14 protein-coding genes are annotated in these 19,220 nt (G+C 44.6%); 3 read left to right on the top strand and 11 right to left on the bottom strand.

Going from position 1 to position 19,220, the window contains the following annotated elements; translation table 11 throughout:
• The first annotated feature begins 87 nt into the window (after positions 1–87).
• Positions 88–3,084 carry a putative type IX secretion system sortase PorU2 gene (porU2, locus tag G395_RS0113565; protein ID WP_026630539.1) on the top strand — a complete coding sequence of 999 codons (2,997 nt, stop codon included), beginning with the start codon at positions 88–90 and terminating at the stop codon, positions 3,082–3,084.
• Between the two features lie 66 nt (positions 3,085–3,150).
• The gene (gene porU2, locus G395_RS0113570) at positions 3,151–6,483 is read left to right on the top strand and encodes a putative type IX secretion system sortase PorU2 (protein WP_084439621.1); all 3,333 of its coding nucleotides are present in this window, start codon (positions 3,151–3,153) and stop codon (positions 6,481–6,483) included.
• Between the two features lie 4 nt (positions 6,484–6,487).
• On the opposite strand, the gene G395_RS0113575 is transcribed toward porU2 (G395_RS0113570), so the two are convergent.
• The 9 genes from G395_RS0113575 to gcvT form a co-directional block, all read right to left on the bottom strand.
• Positions 6,488–8,407 (bottom strand): asparagine synthase-related protein, encoded by a 1,920-nt coding sequence (locus G395_RS0113575; RefSeq protein WP_026630541.1) that lies wholly within the window; start codon positions 8,405–8,407, stop codon positions 6,488–6,490.
• A gap of 31 nt (positions 8,408–8,438) precedes the next feature.
• The gene (locus G395_RS32100) at positions 8,439–8,600 is read right to left on the bottom strand and encodes a lasso RiPP family leader peptide-containing protein (RefSeq protein WP_157486698.1); all 162 of its coding nucleotides are present in this window, start codon (positions 8,598–8,600) and stop codon (positions 8,439–8,441) included.
• Positions 8,601–8,707: 107 nt separating this feature from the next.
• A complete protein-coding gene (locus G395_RS0113585) occupies positions 8,708–9,406 on the bottom strand; it encodes a hypothetical protein (protein WP_035361321.1) in 699 nt (232 codons plus the stop codon).
• 83 nt (positions 9,407–9,489) lie between these two features.
• The gene (locus G395_RS0113590; RefSeq protein WP_026630543.1) at positions 9,490–9,990 is read right to left on the bottom strand and encodes a hypothetical protein; all 501 of its coding nucleotides are present in this window, start codon (positions 9,988–9,990) and stop codon (positions 9,490–9,492) included.
• Between the two features lie 121 nt (positions 9,991–10,111).
• Positions 10,112–10,759, bottom strand: coding sequence for a uridine kinase family protein (locus tag G395_RS0113595; RefSeq protein ID WP_026630544.1), 648 nt, complete (start codon positions 10,757–10,759; stop codon positions 10,112–10,114).
• A 53-nt stretch (positions 10,760–10,812) separates the two neighbouring features.
• On the bottom strand, positions 10,813–12,630 hold the full coding sequence (locus tag G395_RS0113600) for a PorZ beta-propeller-like domain-containing protein (protein WP_026630545.1): 1,818 nt from the start codon (positions 12,628–12,630) through the stop codon (positions 10,813–10,815).
• Positions 12,631–12,668: 38 nt separating this feature from the next.
• Positions 12,669–14,678: a hypothetical protein gene (locus G395_RS0113605; protein ID WP_026630546.1), complete on the bottom strand. Its 2,010-nt coding sequence runs from the start codon at positions 14,676–14,678 to the stop codon at positions 12,669–12,671.
• 23 nt (positions 14,679–14,701) lie between these two features.
• The gene (locus G395_RS0113610; protein ID WP_026630547.1) at positions 14,702–15,412 is read right to left on the bottom strand and encodes a 2-phosphosulfolactate phosphatase; all 711 of its coding nucleotides are present in this window, start codon (positions 15,410–15,412) and stop codon (positions 14,702–14,704) included.
• Positions 15,413–15,453: 41 nt separating this feature from the next.
• Entirely contained in the window at positions 15,454–16,536 is a 1,083-nt protein-coding gene (gene gcvT / locus G395_RS0113615) for a glycine cleavage system aminomethyltransferase GcvT (protein WP_026630548.1), read from the bottom strand.
• Between the two features lie 158 nt (positions 16,537–16,694).
• On the opposite strand from gcvT, the gene G395_RS0113620 reads away from it, so the two are divergent.
• A complete protein-coding gene (locus G395_RS0113620; protein WP_026630549.1) occupies positions 16,695–17,864 on the top strand; it encodes an FG-GAP and VCBS repeat-containing protein in 1,170 nt (389 codons plus the stop codon).
• A gap of 172 nt (positions 17,865–18,036) precedes the next feature.
• Here G395_RS0113620 and G395_RS0113625 read toward each other — a convergent pair whose 3' ends face one another.
• Positions 18,037–18,717 (bottom strand): zinc metallopeptidase, encoded by a 681-nt coding sequence (locus G395_RS0113625; RefSeq protein ID WP_026630550.1) that lies wholly within the window; start codon positions 18,715–18,717, stop codon positions 18,037–18,039.
• Between the two features lie 7 nt (positions 18,718–18,724).
• Positions 18,725–19,213, bottom strand: a complete 489-nt coding sequence (rfaE2, locus tag G395_RS0113630) for a D-glycero-beta-D-manno-heptose 1-phosphate adenylyltransferase (RefSeq protein WP_026630551.1) — start codon at positions 19,211–19,213, stop codon at positions 18,725–18,727.
• Positions 19,214–19,220 lie beyond the last annotated feature (7 nt).

Genomic DNA, 19,220 nt, shown 5'->3' on the forward strand with positions numbered 1-19,220 from the left:
AGCGTTGTTATCAAGTTTTTGAAACGCATTTTGAGTCACTATTTGAACACAAATTCGTTTTAACAATTAATTCATCTAACAATTGGTATGAAAGCAAACTTTACTTTTTACACACTTCGCTTGTTGAATTTTTCCAAAATAGTCTTTATCCTCTTTCTAACGATCGCTGGGGCCAATGCTCAGAAGTGGAGCGGGGTGAATGGGAATGAGTGGTTGGCAGGAAAGTATAGCCAGCCCTGGGTTAAAATCGGTGTCACTGCGAAGGGCATACACAAAATCAATGTGAGCGACTTGCCGGACGCTTTTAAAAATGCAAATAAGGACAAAATTCAGATGTGGTATCGCGGTCAGCAGATTGCGGTCATCAAAGCAGATGCATCGGAGATTTTGTTTTACGGCGTTCCGAATGACGGAGCTTCTGATGCGCTTCTTTATCGATTCAGCACAACCAGAAAAAATCCTTATTACAGCATTTATTCTGACCAAAGTACTTACTTCTTAACAGTCAGCACTGGTGATAACGGCCTTCGGGCGGCTGCACCGGCCGTGGCAGCAAATCCCGGCGCTGTTGCATTAACGGCTCAGGTTCAGACAGATTTGAAATTATATCAAAATGAGCACACGCACTCCACGATACCTTTTTACAGACCCAGTGCGCTGAACAGCTATTTTGAAGAAGGTAAGCAAACCTCGGGATCATCTATTATGGACGAGTTTGTAGGAACTGCCATTCAAACTTCCAATCCTAAGCCAGGATCATATACCAACTCTTATGTACCGGTTCCGTTCTCCTTTCAATTGAAATCACCTGTTGGCGCTTCTGCCAAAAAAGTGACCATCCATATTAAATCCAGGACAGGAACTACAATTGCGGGCATCTATGTGGGTAAAACTGCTGCCACTTTGAGATCGGTAGGAACGTTGAACGTCAATGAATTAAATGATTACGATTACACATTTAATCTGGAACCGACGGACTTTGATGCAAACGGGAACGGAACATTGGGTTTCAAATCTACCAAAATCGGAAGCGATGGCAGTGGTTTTTCGATCTCATACTTTACGGTTGAGTACGAACAAGCCATTAACATGCAGGGCTTAACTTCTTATGAGCTTACATTCCCAGCCGTTGTAGCTGGATCGCAGTCAACACTTTCCATAGCAAATGCACCGGCCGGAACCAAAGTTTATAATATTTCGAATCCGAATGCACCTCAGATCGTGTCAGGAACTCCTTCGGCGTTGGTCATCAATCGTGACGATAAGGCCTTGAAATTGTTGGCGGCCAGTACAGTAACAACAGTTCCAACCTCAAAAATTTCCACAGTTAAGTTTACAAGCTTATCTCCTGCAGCCAATGATTATCTGATTATTTGCAGCAGTTCTCTGAACGCATCCGCAACCGATTATGCAAAATATCGTAGCACAACAACGCCAGGCAGGAAATTCAAGCCTCTGGTTATCAACATTGACGACGTTTACAACCAATTCAATTATGGAGAGCCAAGCCCGGTCGCAATCAGGAGATTTGTTGATTTTATGATCTCTGACGGGCAATTGGACAAATATCTGCTATTAATAGGCCGGTCAATCACGTATTTCGAGCGGTCCGTAAGAGAAATTCCTGACGAGGTGCCTACTATTGGTTATCCAGGATCAGATCTTTTGCTTGTAGACGGCCTCGGCGGCGTGCAGGATGATGTTCCCGCTATTCCGGTTGGTAGAATATCAGCTACGGTGAATCAACAGGTTTATGATTATTTAAACAAGGTTATAACCTACGAAAGTCAACTGGATGTGGCTTGGCGGAAAAACGTGGTTCATATGAATGGTGGGAAAACCAACAATGAGATAACCCAGTTTTCCAATTATTTAAATGGCATTTCAAATGTAGTTTCGTCTGCACCTTTTTCAGGAGCAGTACTTCCCAGATTAAAAACGGTTGCTTCCAATAATGTTATAGAAATGACATTGGCTCCCGAACTGAATGGTGAGGTTCCGGGTGTCGAAGGAGTGGGTATGATCACTTATTTCGGACACGGCGGTGTAGATAAGACAGATTACAATGCTGGCTATGTCTCAAATCCCAGCAAGGGTTATAAGGACACAAATAAGTTTCCGATCCTTTTCTACAACGGTTGTGGCGTAAACAACCTGTTCAGTGGGCGTAGTGGCGAATTCGGTTCACAACCTACAATTCTTGTCCGTCCGATGTCTCTGGACTGGCTGCTGGCGCCTAACAAAGGCGCGGTGATTGTCTTTGGAAATACCTGGGATGCGTATGCATCTACATCCAACCAATATCTGGATAAACTTTACGAGCAGATATTTTCAACAGCAGACGGAACAAGACCAGCCATCGGAAACATTCTTAAAAATGTAGCGCTTCAGACGAAGCTGGAAAAAAACTATTCCTATAATCCTGCCCAGAATGGACGGACAATGTCGTATTACGATGCTGATCGTGCTAACGTGCATCAGGTGATCCTACAAGGAGATCCATCATTACGTGTGCTGATCACTGAGGGCGCGCTGCCTGTCAACCTTATTTCTTTTCATGCACAAGCTGAGCAAGATAAAGTGAAGGTAACTTGGAAAACTGCATCAGAAAGCAACAACAGCCACTTCCTGGTTGAAAGAAGTTACAATGGAAAAAACTTCGAAAATATTGGTATGGTGGAAGGTAAAGGAACAACAGAGGCTGTGTCTGAATATACTTTCGATGACCTGAAACCGTTGAGCGGAACGAGTTATTACAGGCTTAAACAAGTTGATGGTGATATAACGATCAACGGTAAGTTGGTGAAGGGAAAAGTGACACAATCAAGATTAGTGTCTGTTTCACGGGAAGTTAGCAAATTCCTGGTCATTTCTCCTAACCCTGTTTCAGATGTAGCTGAAATAGCATTGGATGCACCGGTAGCAATCAAAAGCTGGAACTTGATAGACGTGAAGGGAAGAGCAATCAAGTCTAACCAAACCGGCCTAAAAATCGACGTTTCGAATATTGCTTCGGGAGAATACATTGTTGAAATACTGACTGAGAACGGCGACTTGTATCACAAAAAAGTAGTTAAGAAATAATTCATCAAATTCGCGGCTAAGGAAGTGCTTATCAGGTACTTTCTTAGCCGTTTCCCTTATATCCACATGAGATTAGGTAAAATTTTTCTATACACATTCTTACTTGTAACATCCGGAATGTTACAAACCGTAAACGCTCAATGGGGAGCACCATATACCAACAATTGGATTGTGTATGGCAAGCCTTATGTAAAGATCGGCGTAACCCAAAAAGGGATTCACAAATTGCCCTTTTCACTTTTGCCGACTAGTTTCCCGGTGGGCGATGTCGGTAAACTGCAATTATGGCACCGGGGAGAAGAGGTCGCAATCATCAGTACGAACAATAAAGAAATTGTCTTTTACGCGGTGCCCAATGACGGTGCAAGCGACTCCTTACTGTATCGTCCGATGAGCTCGCGGATCAATCCTTATTATAGCTTGTATTCCGATGAAAGTGCCTATTTTCTTACAGTAGGCGACAAGGCGGGAATCAGGGCTGAGCAGATTACCAGCAATGTTGACACCAATATTCCGGTTACAACATTTCATACGGGCACCAATTTAAGCTTGTATAAAGATGAATACTCTCTAGGAACTATTCCCTTTTACAGACCAGCCTTTTTTAATAGCTATTTTGAGATAGGAGCCAGCAGGACCGGAAAATCTTCTATGGAAGGCAAAGCAACGGACTATACACTACAACTAACCAACTACTATAAAGAAAGCGGCATCAAACCCAGATTAAAGCTGCTGTTGCATGGCCGGACACCTGGCAATAAGAATATCGAAATTCGGGTAGGAAAAACGGCTCAGTCACTGCGGCTTGTGCGTGCATTGAGTAATAACGGCTTCTCAGGCTCTGAGTTTTCTTTTGACCTGGAACCAGAAGATCTGACGGCTGATAATAAGGTAATATTGAATTTAAAGGCGGTAGGCAGCAACTCAGCGGATGGCTATTCGCTCACTTACTATTTACTTTCCTATCCGCAGCTTACGGATATGAAGGACAAGAAGAGTTTTGAATTTTCTCTTGCCAAATCAGCTCAACCCATAAACAGGCTGAATATAGCGAATGCACCTGCCGGTGCTACAATTCTTGATATATCTAGTGTTAACAAGCCAAAAGTAATCAACGGACAGCCTGGCAATTTAATGGTGCCGCATTCTTCTGCGCGGACGCTTAACCTGCTTGTCACGAGTGAAGCTAAAACTATCGAAAAGGCGAAGGTTACGGAAGTTAAATTCTCAGCTAAATATCCTACCAACCCTAATTACATTATCCTAACCAGTGAAAACTTACTGGATGGAGCCAATAAGTATGCAGCATACCGCGCTTCTGCTGCGGGTGGAGGTTTTGTGCCGATCGTAGTGAACATTAGAGACGTTTACAATCAGTTCAACTACGGCGAGCCAAGCCCGGTTGCAATCCGCAGATTTGTGGATTACATGGTGTCGAGCGGGACTAACGGGAAATATTTACACCTGATCGGAAGAAGCATTACGTTCAACGAAAGAATGATACGTGAACTGCCTGATGAAGTTCCTTCTGTGGGGTATCCCGGTTCAGATATACTTTTGGTAGAAGGATTGGGCGGAGTGCCGAAAGACGTGCCCGCTATCTCCATAGGCCGGTTAAGTGCGGTGACGAATCAGAATGTTCTGGATTACCTGCAAAAAGTGAAAGACTATGAACAAGGTGCAACAAGCGATTTTGGGTGGAAAAAGGATGTTCTTCACCTGAATGGCGGCAAGACAGCGGGGGAGATCACACAATTGAAAAACCTGCTAGTGGCATTGGAGCCGAAAGTCGTGAATGGTGTGGTTGGCGGGAAAGTAATCCCGTTTGTGAAGCAACAGGCAATTGGCGAGGTTGAATATGTGAACATTACTCCCGAAGTTAATAACGGGGTTGGGCTGATAACCTATTTCGGACACGGCTCAACAACCGTAACAGACCTTAATATGGGCTACATTACAGATGCAAACCGTGGTTATAACAACAAGGGAATGTATCCGATGATGTATTTTAATGGATGTGGGGTTGGAAATATCTTCGCCGGACGATTTAACCCTAATCCTGCAGCTACGGACAGATACACCTTATCGATGGATTGGTTACTTGCTCCGAATGGTGGGGCCATTGCCGTCATTGCCAATTCTTTTGAAAGCTTTGTCGGACCTTCCTCGAAATATTTAAGTCAGCTATACACATCCATGTTTACGGATTCAACCAGCTATAATCTTCCCATTGGTGATATTCAGCGGATTGTTGCCAGGAAAATTCTTGCGGAAGATGCAGGAATGTACAGCGTGGCCAACATACATCAATCCATTTTACAGGGTGATCCTGCGTTGAAACTGGTTGCTGTTGCAAATTCCGATTATGCCATTAATGCGGATAACGGAATAAAGATATTTTCTGAAAGTCCGGACAAGACGATTGCCAGTTCTTCCAAATTGAAGGTAAACCTGCTCATCCGCAATCTGGGCCGATTTGTCAAGGCTGAAAAAGTCCCTGTGGAGATTACCTACATTTATAAGGATTCACAACCCAAGTCCGCGCAAACTTTGCCAGGGTTTGCTTACAGTGACACATTGATCCTGGATATACAGAATCAAAAGGAATTGCAAAGCATCGTCGTCAAAATCGATCCCCAGAATACATTAAAGGAACTCAACAAGCAGAACAATACGGCTGAACTGCTGGTTGATTGGGAAATTGCTAAAAACGAAAATTATTATCCGCTAATGAGTGGTAAAGACATTATCGCGCCGCTACTTGATGTTAAATTCAATGGTCGGACAATCAAGAATGATGAGCAGATAAGCCCTAAACCACAAGTAACACTGACTTTACGGGATGACAGGGTCTTGACAGCCGACACCGCCCGGATCAGTATTTTCTTAAAGACCTGCGAAGACAATAGTTGCGAATTTGAGCGGGTTAATTTTTCGGACAAGTGGAAGATGGATCTGACAAATATTTCAGATCGCGTTATACAATTAAACTTAGACCCGGATCTACTTGCTGAAAACGGAAATTATGAAATGCTCGTGATTTCAAGTGATGATGCTGGAAACAGCATTGCATCGCCTTTCACAATTCAGTTTTTAATAGGCGATAATGATGAAAATGTGAAGGTGGTTGCAAGTCCTAACCCAGCCGTTGATTACATTCGGTTTGAAACCCAATTGAATTCAAAGCAACCAGTAGCAAGTATTCATTGGAAGGTCTTTAATCTCGCAGGAAAGCTGATGCATGAAGGGGAACGCACAACGCCTGCATCCGGTACAAATGAATGGTATTGGAAGCCAGATTACGTTTCCGACGGACTCTATATTTACCAGGTTATACTCAAATATCTGAACTCAGAGGAAGATAAGACTGTAACTGGCAGGTTTGTGATCATCAAATGAGGCACTAGCTCTTATGTCCTTTGTTTTTAAGCCAATTCAGCCAGATAGATAGCGATATGGTGCGCGTAATAAGAGCGTATGTAGTGGTTTTTTGCCCGAACGGGATTTTACTGTTTTGCGCGATTTTAACTTGCTCCTGAAACTTCGCCTTGTCGACAAACATCCATACTTCCTGGGAATTGTCGAGGTAATCTTGTGATTCGCGGTACAGGTCCAACGCCATTTTTTCTCCCTCACTCGAACTGACAGTGGCTTTGTTTCCCCGCGTCCGGACTTTGTCGATCAGGATTCCTTTCATCGATTCCCTGAAATGGGCACGGCCGATGCCATCTCCAAATTTGAGAATACTGGGGATGGCCATATTGAGCTCAAAAAGGTCTTTATCCATGAATGGCGCCCTGTTACTTACGCCATAGTGGCAACTCAAAACAAAGTCCTGCTCCTGCGTCCTGATGACTTGTGGATGAAATACGTCATTCAACAATTCCTGAAAGTTCTCCGGAAGATTGCCTCGCAAGGACTGCGGGAAGTTTGGCTCAGCTACACGGGAATTTGCGTGAAAATCGTTCCGAATAATAGAGCCCGGCCGCTTTGTATTCCTGTCCGCCGTGCGAAGCAGCAGACTTTTCAGCGCCCTGCCGAAGAAGTAGCTTAATGAAATATTTAAATGAGGGGAAACATCCCGATATAATTGCAGCAGTTTCGAAACCGAGCCGGACGAAGCAGAAAACCTTCTGTAGAGGGCGTTCTGTAGAACCAGATGATACTTTTTATCAAAATCATATTTATCCCAGGACGGATACAAGCGCTGCCGCGAAAAATAATTGACCCTCTTTTTAAGTAGTTCCTGGAATAGTTCGTAGTCTTTTTGATGGAATGACTGAATGACCAACTCTGATCCATCACCAATGACCGAATCTCCTCCAAAGCCATTAAGCAGAACGTCGCAGCCTAAGCTTTGCGCGGTTTTAAGTGTTTTGTGATTTGTTGCCGGCGAGAGAAATCCATTCTCTGGCTGGCCATATAGCTCAGTAGCAAGCTCTAATGATGCTAAATTGTCATTGGCCGGATCGATAAGATGTTGCTTTGAACCGATATGATTTGCAACAGCCTCCGCATACGCCCGTTCGTCGGCCTCTTTGCTTGTTGAGGGAATGTGAAAAGTGTGAATTGCCTTATCCGGATAAAGATATCTCAACACCGCACTCACAGAGGAAGAATCCAGTCCGCCGCTTAGGTGGGAGCCTAAAATACAGCAATCTCTCGAAGCATAGGAAACCGAACTCTTGAACAGTCGAGCAAGCTCTTCGTTATATTCCGTTGAGGAAGTAAGGAGCGCCCATTTACCGGGGTTGAGCTGTACATGTGGCCTGGTGCTCACATTTTGGCTGTTCACCATTAGTAAATGGCCGGGTAGAACACTTTTAATATTGGTAAAAAATGTTGAAGATGCGTTGGATGTGTAATCGGGACCATTCAAAGAGATGTAGGCAGGGATTCTGCTATGATCAACCGCGAGATGTGGTTGAACTGCTTTAAACGCGACCAGGCGTGTCAGGCTGGTTGAGAAAGCAAAAAACGTATCGGGAACGTGAATGTAGAATAGGGGAATCCTTCCGAACAACTCCCGGAACAGTGAAAAGCTTTTGGTGGATTCATCAAACAATGCTGCAATTGCAACCTGAGAATCGGAAAGACTGTAGATGTTATCGTTGTAAGATTTTGCAGAAAATGCAGCTGAGTTTGTGACAAAATCCGCCTTGACTTCATCCTGGTAACCAATAAAAAATGAATAGTAACTATCGGTGCGGGACTTTAAGCCCTTTTCCGCAACAAACCAATCATCAAAAAAAAATCCATTATCATAAAAATGTCGACTTGATTCAACATTTTTGTGATAATGGATAATTCCTTCTAGTAACACAGACTAAGAAATGGTAGAAGCCATGCCTTGACTAGCTCTCTCCCAAATCGTCGCGGAAGGCTGGTTGTCCTGATCCGTCGAATCCGCTTCCCAACTTACCCTTCGTCAGTTTACTTACACTTCCAAGCTTGTTAAGGCTAGGCTTAGCATAATTTTTTTTCGTCTGTGTAGAGTGCATATTAACTGTTTTCATAACTGTTTTGTTAGATTTTTTAATAGTCCGTTGTAAAGGTAAGTATTTTTGGCAATTTTCAAAAAGATAATAAAAAAAAGTATAAGCTGCAATGTCTGTTGTAAAACTTACTTAACTGTCCCAAACTGAGATACCATTTTAACTCTATGATAGCCTGACTCAATTTTTTTGATGTCACTTGCGAAGCATTCTTCTGTTTGGCAATACTCATAGGCTATTTGATCATCAAAAATCAGACCAACTCCCAATGCATATTTCTTGATGCCTACATATTGATTGATGGCTGAGGAATCCCTACGTTCAACGACCGTTATTGAATTGTCAAATGAAAGCTTAGAAACTGTCGTGTGTTTATTTAGGGATTCGTAATGGTATTTCTGCGCGTCTGCATTGTGATATGTGTTTCCGTTCCACTCAGTTTGTCCGTTGAGAGGAAAAATCAAATTCATATCCGTTCTATTGTCAACAGTAGTTAGAACCTTATCCGGATATACTTTAACGCTATATTCCTTAGACTTTTCCCAGGGCGCTGTTTCAGAAGTTCGCACTGATCTGGAAAAAATCAGCGTAGTAATTGATTCACTATCAACCGAATTTTTTATAACCTGGTCTTTTTCCTGCCATTTTTTAACTACTGGTTGATCTTTTCCGGCAGAATAAATATGTTCTTCAATATCTGAAATTACAAATTGGCCCACGGATGTAGGCACATATTGGTAGGGGTCAACGGAGGGGCGATCTGACTTTTCGCAGGATGCGAGAAGTATAATCATGGGCACTATAACCCAGTTTAGATATTTTTTCATAGAGTGAATTATAGTGTTGTGGCAGACATTTAAGCAATAGCTGGTAATGAAATATATACTAATACTTCACTACCAGCACTGTTCTACTGTTTTGTGAATATTTGAACCGGTGGAGTCTCTACCCTGCCAGTCTTTTTAGACGTTGCGGTAGAAGAGAACGTTAGTGTTTTTCCAGAAACGATTCCGACACCTTTAATCATGAGAACATCACCTGGTACGGTTTCTTCATCAGTTAAATTTAAAACTACGCTATTTGCCAAAGTGGTTGAAAGCGTGATGTTTTCTATGGGAGTAACAACAGTCTGCGATGTGTATTTCGGATCTTTGGAGACAAATCTGTAAGTGGACACAACCTTTACAGCATTCTCCGATGCCTTCGTAATTTCCCAGTCGGAGCTGTACTCGTACCCTTTCTCTTGTTTAACTACGCCCTTCCAGGTTCCGACAAAATCCTTTGTCAAATCGGGATCAACGTCGTCTTCTTTGCATCCTAGAAGCACAAATGAAAACAGAAAGATAAAAAGCAAAGCTTTCATTTTGCCTAAATGATTAGATAAGTTTGGTGTTAGCAAGGTGGTTTTCATATTGGAACTTAGGTAGAAATGGTAAAAATGATTCCTTTGGTGTCTAAAAAAATTGTACCAACGCGGGCTCTGTATCAGCACATGATGTAATTAACGCAGTCCGACGTATATGCATTGCAATTTAGAGATTATTTTTCCTCTCTGCCAGCTTTCCTTTTAAAAAACCTTTTAACACTTCCAGGCCGGTGTCGAAGCGGGTGTTGTTGTTGATGATCATATCTGCCTCAGAACGTAGCGGCAATATAAATTTATCATAAGTCGGCGCTACGTGGTGTTCCCAGCGGTAGAGCACATCATCCAGGTCGTAACCGCGCTCATTATTATCACGAATAATTCTGCGTTTTATTTTAACATGCTCCTTGGCATCTACGAAAATTTTTAAATCGATCAGCCTGGCTATTTCCGGGAAGTAAAAGACGAAAATACCTTCTACAATGATGATGGGCCGTGGTTCGAAGACCAAAATTTCGGGTTTGATCAGCGGATTGTTGAATGTATACTCTTTTTGATGCACTTCCCGGCCTGCCCGCAGCACAGCAATATGTTCTGCAAATAAATGGTGGTCAATGGTTTCGGGCAAATCAAAGTTTTCAACGCCGTTTTCATCCCTGGGAATCTCGTGAATGGGGCGGTAATAGTTGTCCTGGGAAATGCGGGTGATCTCTTCTTTCTCAAACGAATCGATCAGGCTTTTCATGAAGAATGTCTTTCCCGAAGCGCTTCCGCCGGTAATGCCTACAATATAGGGTGCAAATTCTGGGGTCGTCATAGTTAGGTTTGTTGATTTACGAGGGCGTAAATCGCATTTCTGTTTTTTAATTATTAATCAATTACCGCCAATTTTCCGGCAAATGTTTCACTGCCATCGGGCGTTACAATCAGGACCATATAGATCCCTCCTTTGGCACGCTTGCCCGCATAATCATTCAAATTCCAGGTCGCAGTTCCGCCTTGTGATTTTGTTTCGTAGATCAGGCGGCCAGAAAGTTCGGTGATTTTTACAATGGATTCATTTTTTAAACCCGTTATCCCAACTGTCCCGCCATAACCTGGATGAACCGGATTTGGGAAAATTTTAACATTCGAAAAATGTTCAGCTGAGGTTGTCGCATTGCTCCGGTAAGACACCATTCCATTGGGGGTGTCAATAAACAAAATGCCCGTTTTCGAATCAAAATCCAATGCGCGGATTGAATCGGATGGCAAAGGACTGTCTGCTGATGTGAATTTTTGGACAAGCTCGGTGCCATCCACATTAAAAAGATAAAGGCCATTTCGCGTCCCAATCCACTTCCGATTACCCGGCTCAATGGCAAGGGCTGTACATTTCTCATTGGCAAAAAGCTTCCTCTGACCGTATATTGGCAGAACGGCATCAACCCTGGCTGTATTCAGGATATTTTCCGTTACAAAATACCCGACGCCCCTGTCGCTGGCAAACCAAATGTTTCCATCCAAATCCATGGCCAGACTATTAATGATGGAAGAGGGCAGGCTCCCATTGCCAACATTCGTTGAAAGTACGCGTTGCTGGTTTTGCGCATTCTTTACTAAAATTCCTCCTCCCAGATAATCAGGAAGCCGTGTCCAGATCAAACCGTTCAGATCCGTAATGACAGAGTCTTTCTTATTGATAATGGTAGTGTCAGCCTGCAATGGTGTGAAAGATTGAAATGCCTGACCTTCGTTGTGGAGCAGGCCATTTTTCGAATCCGCCACCCAGATTTTCTCACTATTTGCATGAACAGATTCCTGCGGAGATTTAAATAAAGGGCTCGCAAAAGTGTTTACGACGTTTTTTGGATCCAATAAAACGACCTTGTCATCCAATGTGACCGTAAGCCCCCTATCGGATGCGGATATAAAATAGGCTTGACTGCCCGATGATAAGACAGATTTCCAGTTCCCTTTTTCTTGTAAATACAAACCCTTACCTGCACAACCTATATATAACTGAGAACCATTTGACGCAACGGCCACCGTTTTTGCCGGCGTAGCAATGGTTTTCCAATTGGCAAAATACTGGCGGTTAACCGCGGGCGACATGGATGTGCCGATCATTCCTTGCGGTGTTATAGCGTAAAGCGAGTCCGAAGCAAATGCAATGTCACTAACTGAAACCTGCATTCCGTTTGGGCCTATGTAGCGGTAAGTTTCATCAACTTGTTGATTTTTGGTGTCCAAAACCACAATGCCAAAACTGGTGCAGAGGTAAGCGAGGTTTTCCCGGATAATGATGCGCCTAATGTCCTTGTTTTCCGGTAAATCGGGATTTTGAGAAAAGACAGGCCAGGGTTTAATTTGTTCTGCCTGAGCAGATTCATCCAGATACACCAGATCAACATGGCCATTCCGATAAGCTAAAAGCAAGAGATTCTGCTCTTCTTCAAAAGCCATGCTCGCGATTCCGGTGCTAGTCAGGCCATCCGATTTTGACCAGATTTTGATCTGTTTGTCAGCAGTATGAATGCTGAAAAGTCCATTATGCGAGGCGCAGAAAATATGATCATCAACCCGGACAATGTGCTTTGCCGAAAGATAGTTGAAATGGGTTTCCCACTGGCCCAAAGCCACATTTTGCCCCCAACTCATCCGGGACAGCGCGCCGCAAAGAAGCACAAACAAAACCAGCCGCTTCATGATCACATCCTTTTACGGCGATAAGCTGCCTTTGCGTGTTAATTGGAAACCGTAACCAATGCCGATCCTTTTCCTGTTCCCGTGCCGCAGCCGCTTTTCAGCGAGCTGATCGTGTATTCCGTCGTCGTCTTGGGAGAAACAGAAATCAGATATGGGTTCAGGAATGTGCCGTTGATGGCGGTTCCGTCTGATAATGTGAACGACCAGGGCGGTAATCCGTTCTTGAATTTCAATTGAATACGTGTGGTTCTTCCGGCAGTAATGGTGCCTTTGCCAGAGACTTCTGCGATTGCCTTGTCCGGCGCGACAATATCCAGCTCTTCAATGGCGCTTGACACGGCAGGCGACGAGGAAATGATCCTTATTTTCTGCGTCCTGATCGTGTCGCCTTGCGCTGCATTGCTCAGTTTTACCTTCATGGTTGCAGCCGTTACGGTTGTTGGCAGGCTTACAAAACGGCCCGATTTGTCCGTAATCTGGACACTGAATTTGTTATTAGGATTGTAACGGCCTTCCGTTTTGTATGGTATTTCAATGGTAGAACCGGCGCAAACCATATTCTGAGGCAACTTTTCCAATGTAATGCTGGCAGGCGGGCTCTTCACCGAAACTTTCGCAGATCCTGAAAATTTACCTACTCCACACAAACCACCTGCGGAAGTGATCTGATAATTTGTATCAAAAACAGGCTTAACCTTCACTTTATAAGGCGATTCCTGAATGTTATTCTCATAGGTCCCGTCGGAAAGCAGCACAAACCAAGGGCCGCCGCCGGTAAATTTCACTGTTAGTTCCCCTGTTTCATTTTCTCCCAATCTGAGGGAATCCCGCTGCAAAGTGGCAACAGTAGGCGACACGATGGTAATGTTGGTTGTCTGGCTTACCAGGTAAGGAGCCGAAGAAACAACGCGCAGTTTGTACTCGCCAGGTTTGTAATCGGTCGGGATCTGGGTGGTAATGTAACCCGTTGTGTCCGGGGTGGAAATGGTTTTGAAAGCACCTGTCCGTTCTGCAATCTGCACCACAAACTTGTTTCCATCCTTGTATTTCCCTGTTGCATTGAAAGGCACCTGGAAGGGAATGCCGCTGCAAAGCTTTGCAATTTTCTCCACTTCTTTTAATTCCAGTTTCGGCTCGGGATTGTTATTCACATTCACGATGGCTTCTCCTGAAACATTCCCGCTTCCACACGCATTGGCAACGCCGGTTAGTCTGTAAGCTTTTACATCGTTTGGTTTTACAGTAAGATAATGTGGATTAGACATTGTCTGATATACAACTGTGCTGTCCGACATAAGAAACGACCATGGCGCCGCACCCGTAAAATTCACTTTGAGATTAACTTCCTGGCCCGGCATAATGCGCACAGACTGGGTCCCGTCGATCACTTCCAGTCTCGCGCTGGCCATTTGGAGGAGGCGGATAGGCACTTCCTGGCTCCTTACCACCGGAATAGAAGCCACAATTTGTATCCGGTAAACTTCTCCGCCTATTTTGTAAGATGGAATTACTGCTTTAACCGGACTTTTACTCACCGGCAGCGAGATCGGAACCGATTTTCCACTCGCGTCAATCAGATGTGCAATGAATGTGTTGCCTTCGTCATAAGGCCCGACCGTTTTAAACGGGATGTTAATGGTCGTTCCCGGACACACGGACAGATAAGAAATATTGTCAATGATGATTTTGAAGGATCTTACGCTGTCTGCGGCCGGTTCTGTTTTAGCAAGCCTTTCTTCTGCTTCTTTTTCCGTGAGCGTGTCCGAAGAGATTTCAACATTGCTGCTATCCTGCGTGATAATGGTGTCCCGGACGGCGTCGCGAACTGCTGTTGTATCCGCTGTGGGCGCAGCTACGGGCGCTGCCTGCGTTGCCCGTGGCGCGATAGCCGTGTCCGCTTTGGGCGTTACGGCTGGCCTGGTAGGGACAGGTGGCTTTTTCTTCGGAGCAAAAATTTGTCTTTTAGGTGTGCTGGTTCTTCGCTGGGCATTGGCCTGATTTGAAAAAATCAATAACCCGCAAAAGATAATAAAGACGAATCTGAACATGTAAAAGTTGTTAGTATTTTAACTTAATTCATTGCTACCAAAGTGCTTCCGCGCAAAACCGGCACAACATCATAAAGGTCTTTTTGCAAACAATAAGATATATCTTTCTGAATTCCCAAACGCTGCAACCTGCGCACGTGGGATGAATTGGAAACGCTGGCCAGCAGGTTGTTACGGCTCTGGTCGTAAAGTCGTTGCGCCATCAATGTGCCATCTTCCAAGAGCATAAACTGGTCTTTCAGCGCGTCTGCAAGCGCACCTGCAAACAATGTATCTTCCAGGTTAGGCCGCCCTTTCCAGCCCGCGCAAAGCACCAGGATGTCGTAAGGCTCCGAACGCAAATGATTCGTCAATGCGCCCAGGTTCAGGAATGATCCGATCATTACTTTCACTGCCGAGGCTTTTGCTTTGGCAATTGATAACGTTCCGTTTGTCGTTGTCATTGCGATTTGAGAGCCGATCAGCCGCTCGTTCATATAGCTGAAAGGCGAATTGTCCAGATCAAAACCTTCTACTTTCCGTGCGTCGCGTTCCGCAGCTGCAATGAAACCCTTATCCTGTAACAATTTACATTCCTCAATACTGGCAACAGGTGTAATGCTCTTGACACCATAAGCGAGGCCGGTAACCATGCACGAAGTAGCCCTGAAGACGTCTGCTACAACTACAATTGAATTATCCAGTTTGTGTAAATGAAGCAGGTCGGGTGTAAGGCAAACATCAAGTTGTTTCATAAAATGCAATCGATACTATGGAGTGAATTTGGGAGAGATAATTAGTTTTTTACAAAAGGCAGTTTGACAACTTTTGCTTTCAGTAACCTGTCGCGTACTTTCACGAAAATCTCCGTCTCAGGCTTGGCAAATGCGGCTGGAACGTAGCCCAGGCCAATTCCTTTTTGTAATGTGGGTGATTGTGTTCCCGAAGTCACTTCACCCAATTTGGTGCCGGATTCATCGCAAAGCTCATAATGCCCGCGCGGGATTCCCCTGTCGATCATTTCAAAGCCGACCAGGTTTTTTTGTAAACCCGCTTCTTTCTGCTCTTTCAGTTCCTTTGCGTGGATAAAGTCTTTGGTGAATTTGGTAACCCAGCCTAAGCCAGCTTCCAGCGGTGACGTGTTATCATCAATGTCGTTTCCGTAAAGGCAGAAGCCTTTTTCAAGTCGCAATGTATCGCGGGCGCCTAGTCCTACGGGTTTTATTCCAAATTCCGCTCCGGCCGCAAATATGGCTTTCCACATGTTTACTGCGTCGGCGTTCTTAACATATATTTCAAATCCGCCTGCACCGGTGTAACCTGTTGCCGAGATGATCACATCCGGAATCCCAGCCATTTCGCCTATTTTGAAGGTATAATAGTCCATAGCGCCCAGATCCACCGCAGTAAGCTTTTGCAAAGTTGGCGTCGCATTCGGCCCCTGAACTGCAAAAAGACACAGGTCATCGGAAAGATTTTCCATCGTAACGCCTTCTGCACTGTGGCTTTGGATCCAGTTCCAGTCCTTGTCAATGTTGGACGCGTTTACGACCAGGAAATATTCGTCTTCTTTAATTCTGTAAACCAATAAATCGTCCACTACACCGCCTTTTCCATTAGGCAGATAACTGTACTGCACTTTTCCATCGAACAAAGCAGCAGCATCATTGGAAGTAACTTTTTGTATCAAATCCAAAGCCTTCGGCCCTTTAATGCTGAATTCGCCCATATGGGACACATCAAATACGCCGACATTATTTCTTACAGTGTGGTGTTCATCCAGATCCGAGGAATAACGCACAGGCATTTCAAAACCTGCAAATGGGACCATTTTGGCACCCAAATCAATATGGACCTGGTGTAATGGGACAGTTTTCATGAATGGTAAATTGGTTCACAATAATTTACAAAAGTAGGTAAAGCCGATCAAAGCGACACAAAAAAGTCTTTTTTCAAATGCTGTTGCGCACTTTTGAAGTATATTGGGAAAAAATATGCTTAAATAATTAGAAGGGCAATTGCCCCGAAACAGAGACTATGAAGAGAAAATTTTTACTTTTTGCCCTCACATTGGTTGCAGCGAAAACGGTTGCTCAGACAGCGACTTTTGTAGGGGAGGTTATTGATGATAAGATCAGTATAGGTTATGGCGTCACGTCCGGCGACGTGGACGGAGACGGCAAGCCGGACATTTTACTGGCAGATAAAAAGGAAATTGTTTGGTATAAAAATCCAGGAAAAAAGGCAGAAAAGTGGACGCGCTATATCATTGCCAGAGACCTGACCGAACAGGATAATGTATGCATTGCTGCAAGGGACATTGATGGTGATGGAAAAGTTGAAGTGGCCGTTGGTGCGCAGTGGAACCCTTCGGAAACAAAGAATTTGAAACAATCGGGAGCGGTTTACTATTTATCGGCCCCCAGTGACAGGACGCAGCTTTGGGAGCCAGTCCGCCTGCATCACGAAGTGACCATTCACCGCATGCAATGGTTGAAGAAAGCCGACGGCACATTCCAGCTTGCCGTGCTTCCCTTACACGGCGAAGGAAATTTGGGTGGCGAAGGTGCTGGCGTTAAACTTATTGCATTTGATGTTCCTCAAAATAAAACAGGAATCTGGGGATTTGATCTGGTGGAAACCGGCATGCACATGACCCATAATATGCACCCCATGGAAGTGCCCGGCAGAATGCTGGGCCTGGCTGTGGCAGGTAAGGAAGGCGTTCAGGTATTTTTGGACGGCGCGGAAGGTTTGGCGCCATCAGGCACCTGGATGGTCCCGCAAACAGGAGTAGGAGAGGTTAGAACGGGAAGTCTGGGCAAAAACCAGCTTTTCACCGCCACCATCGAGCCCATGCACGGCAACACATTAGTCGTTTATTCCAAAGACAACAGAACAGTTTTAACAGATAAAATCAAAGAAGGCCACGCACTAGTCTGCGCCGATTTCTTCGGCCAGGGCCGCGACCAGGTCGTAATGGGCTGGCGCAACCCGAATGTTACCGGGGAAACCGGTGTCAGGATTTTCGTTGGATCAGATCCCGAAGGAAAAAAGTGGCAGGAATATGCGCTCGACGATAAAATCAAGATCGCTTGTGAAGACATTACGGCTGCGGATCTGGATGGAGATGGGGATCTGGATATCCTGGCGTCAGGAAGATCGACGCATAATGTGGTTGTGTATTGGAATCAGAAGAAGAAATGAAAAAAGGTCTGAGAGCTTGTCTCTCAGACCTTTTTAGTTGTTGGTGTTAACAACCCCTGTCAGCCTGAGCGGAGCCGAAGGCACGTGCATGACGCCTTCGACAAGTAGCGCGCCTTCGGCTCCGCTCAGGCTGACAGGGGTTGTCAACATTATGGTCGACTAGTAACTTTCCTTAGTCCCTCCTCCCCATCAACAGACTCACATAATAAAGCAACGTCGCGAGTGAACCGATCGCAGCAACCAGATAAGTCCTGGCAGCCCATTTCAAGGCATCGGCAGACATAACATATTCTCTCTCATTCACAATCCTGTTGTTCTTAATCCAGGCAAGTGCTCTGTTACTTGCGTCGTATTCAACCGGCAATGTGATGAAACTGAATATTGTCGTTGCGGCAAATAATGCTACTCCGATTGCCAATGGAATAGGCGTTGTATTTAACAAAACGATTCCGCCAAGGATAATCCATTGCATGTAAGATGAGGCAATGCTTAGAAAAGGCACCATTTGTGACCTGAACTGTAACCATTTATACGCGGTTGCGTGTTGCACCGCGTGCCCGCATTCGTGGGAAGCGACAGCGGCAGCCGAGACACTTCTTCCGTGATAAACGTCAGGGCTCAGATTGACTGTCTTATCCTGAGGGTTATAATGGTCGGTTAGGCGTCCTTCGACAGACAAAACCCGAACATCATATATTCCGCTTTCGCGCAGCATGGTTTCAGCGATTTCTTTTCCGCTCATTCCATTGCTCAGCCCTACTTGCGAGTATTCTTCAAACTTACTTTTGAGACGCCATTGCACATAAAGGCTAATAAGCATCACCAAAATACCAATTACATATGCACCAGCCATATTTGTGTTAGTTATATCCTTGTTTTATTTTCTCAATCAGCGCGGTAGTCGAGTAACCCTTTACAAGAGCGATCGTCTTTACCTCACCTCCTTTACCTAAAACAAAATCCGCGCCAGCAATAGTTTCAACGGTATAATCGTCTCCTTTAACCAAAATGTCAGGTTTTACAGCTTCAATCAACTGACTAGGCGTCGGTTCGTCGAACAAAATGACAGCATCAATGAAGGAAAGTGCTGCCATTAATCTTGCTCTTGCATACTCATTGACGACGGGTCTCAATGGTCCTTTGAGGCGGCTTACGGAGGCATCAGTGTTCAAGCCTAAAACAAGCCTGTCGCCCAATGCACGCGCTTTTTCGAGATAGTCTATATGTCCTAAGTGAACAATGTCGAAGCAGCCATTGGTGAAAACCACTTTTTGTCCGGCGCGCTGCCAGTCTTCAATGGTTGGAATGGCTTCTTCGAGTCTTAAAATTTTGCTTTCGGTGAGGTTCATGGAATCA

Origin of the sequence: Dyadobacter alkalitolerans DSM 23607 (assembly GCF_000428845.1) — a bacterium.
GTDB classification, from domain to species: domain Bacteria; phylum Bacteroidota; class Bacteroidia; order Cytophagales; family Spirosomataceae; genus Dyadobacter; species Dyadobacter alkalitolerans.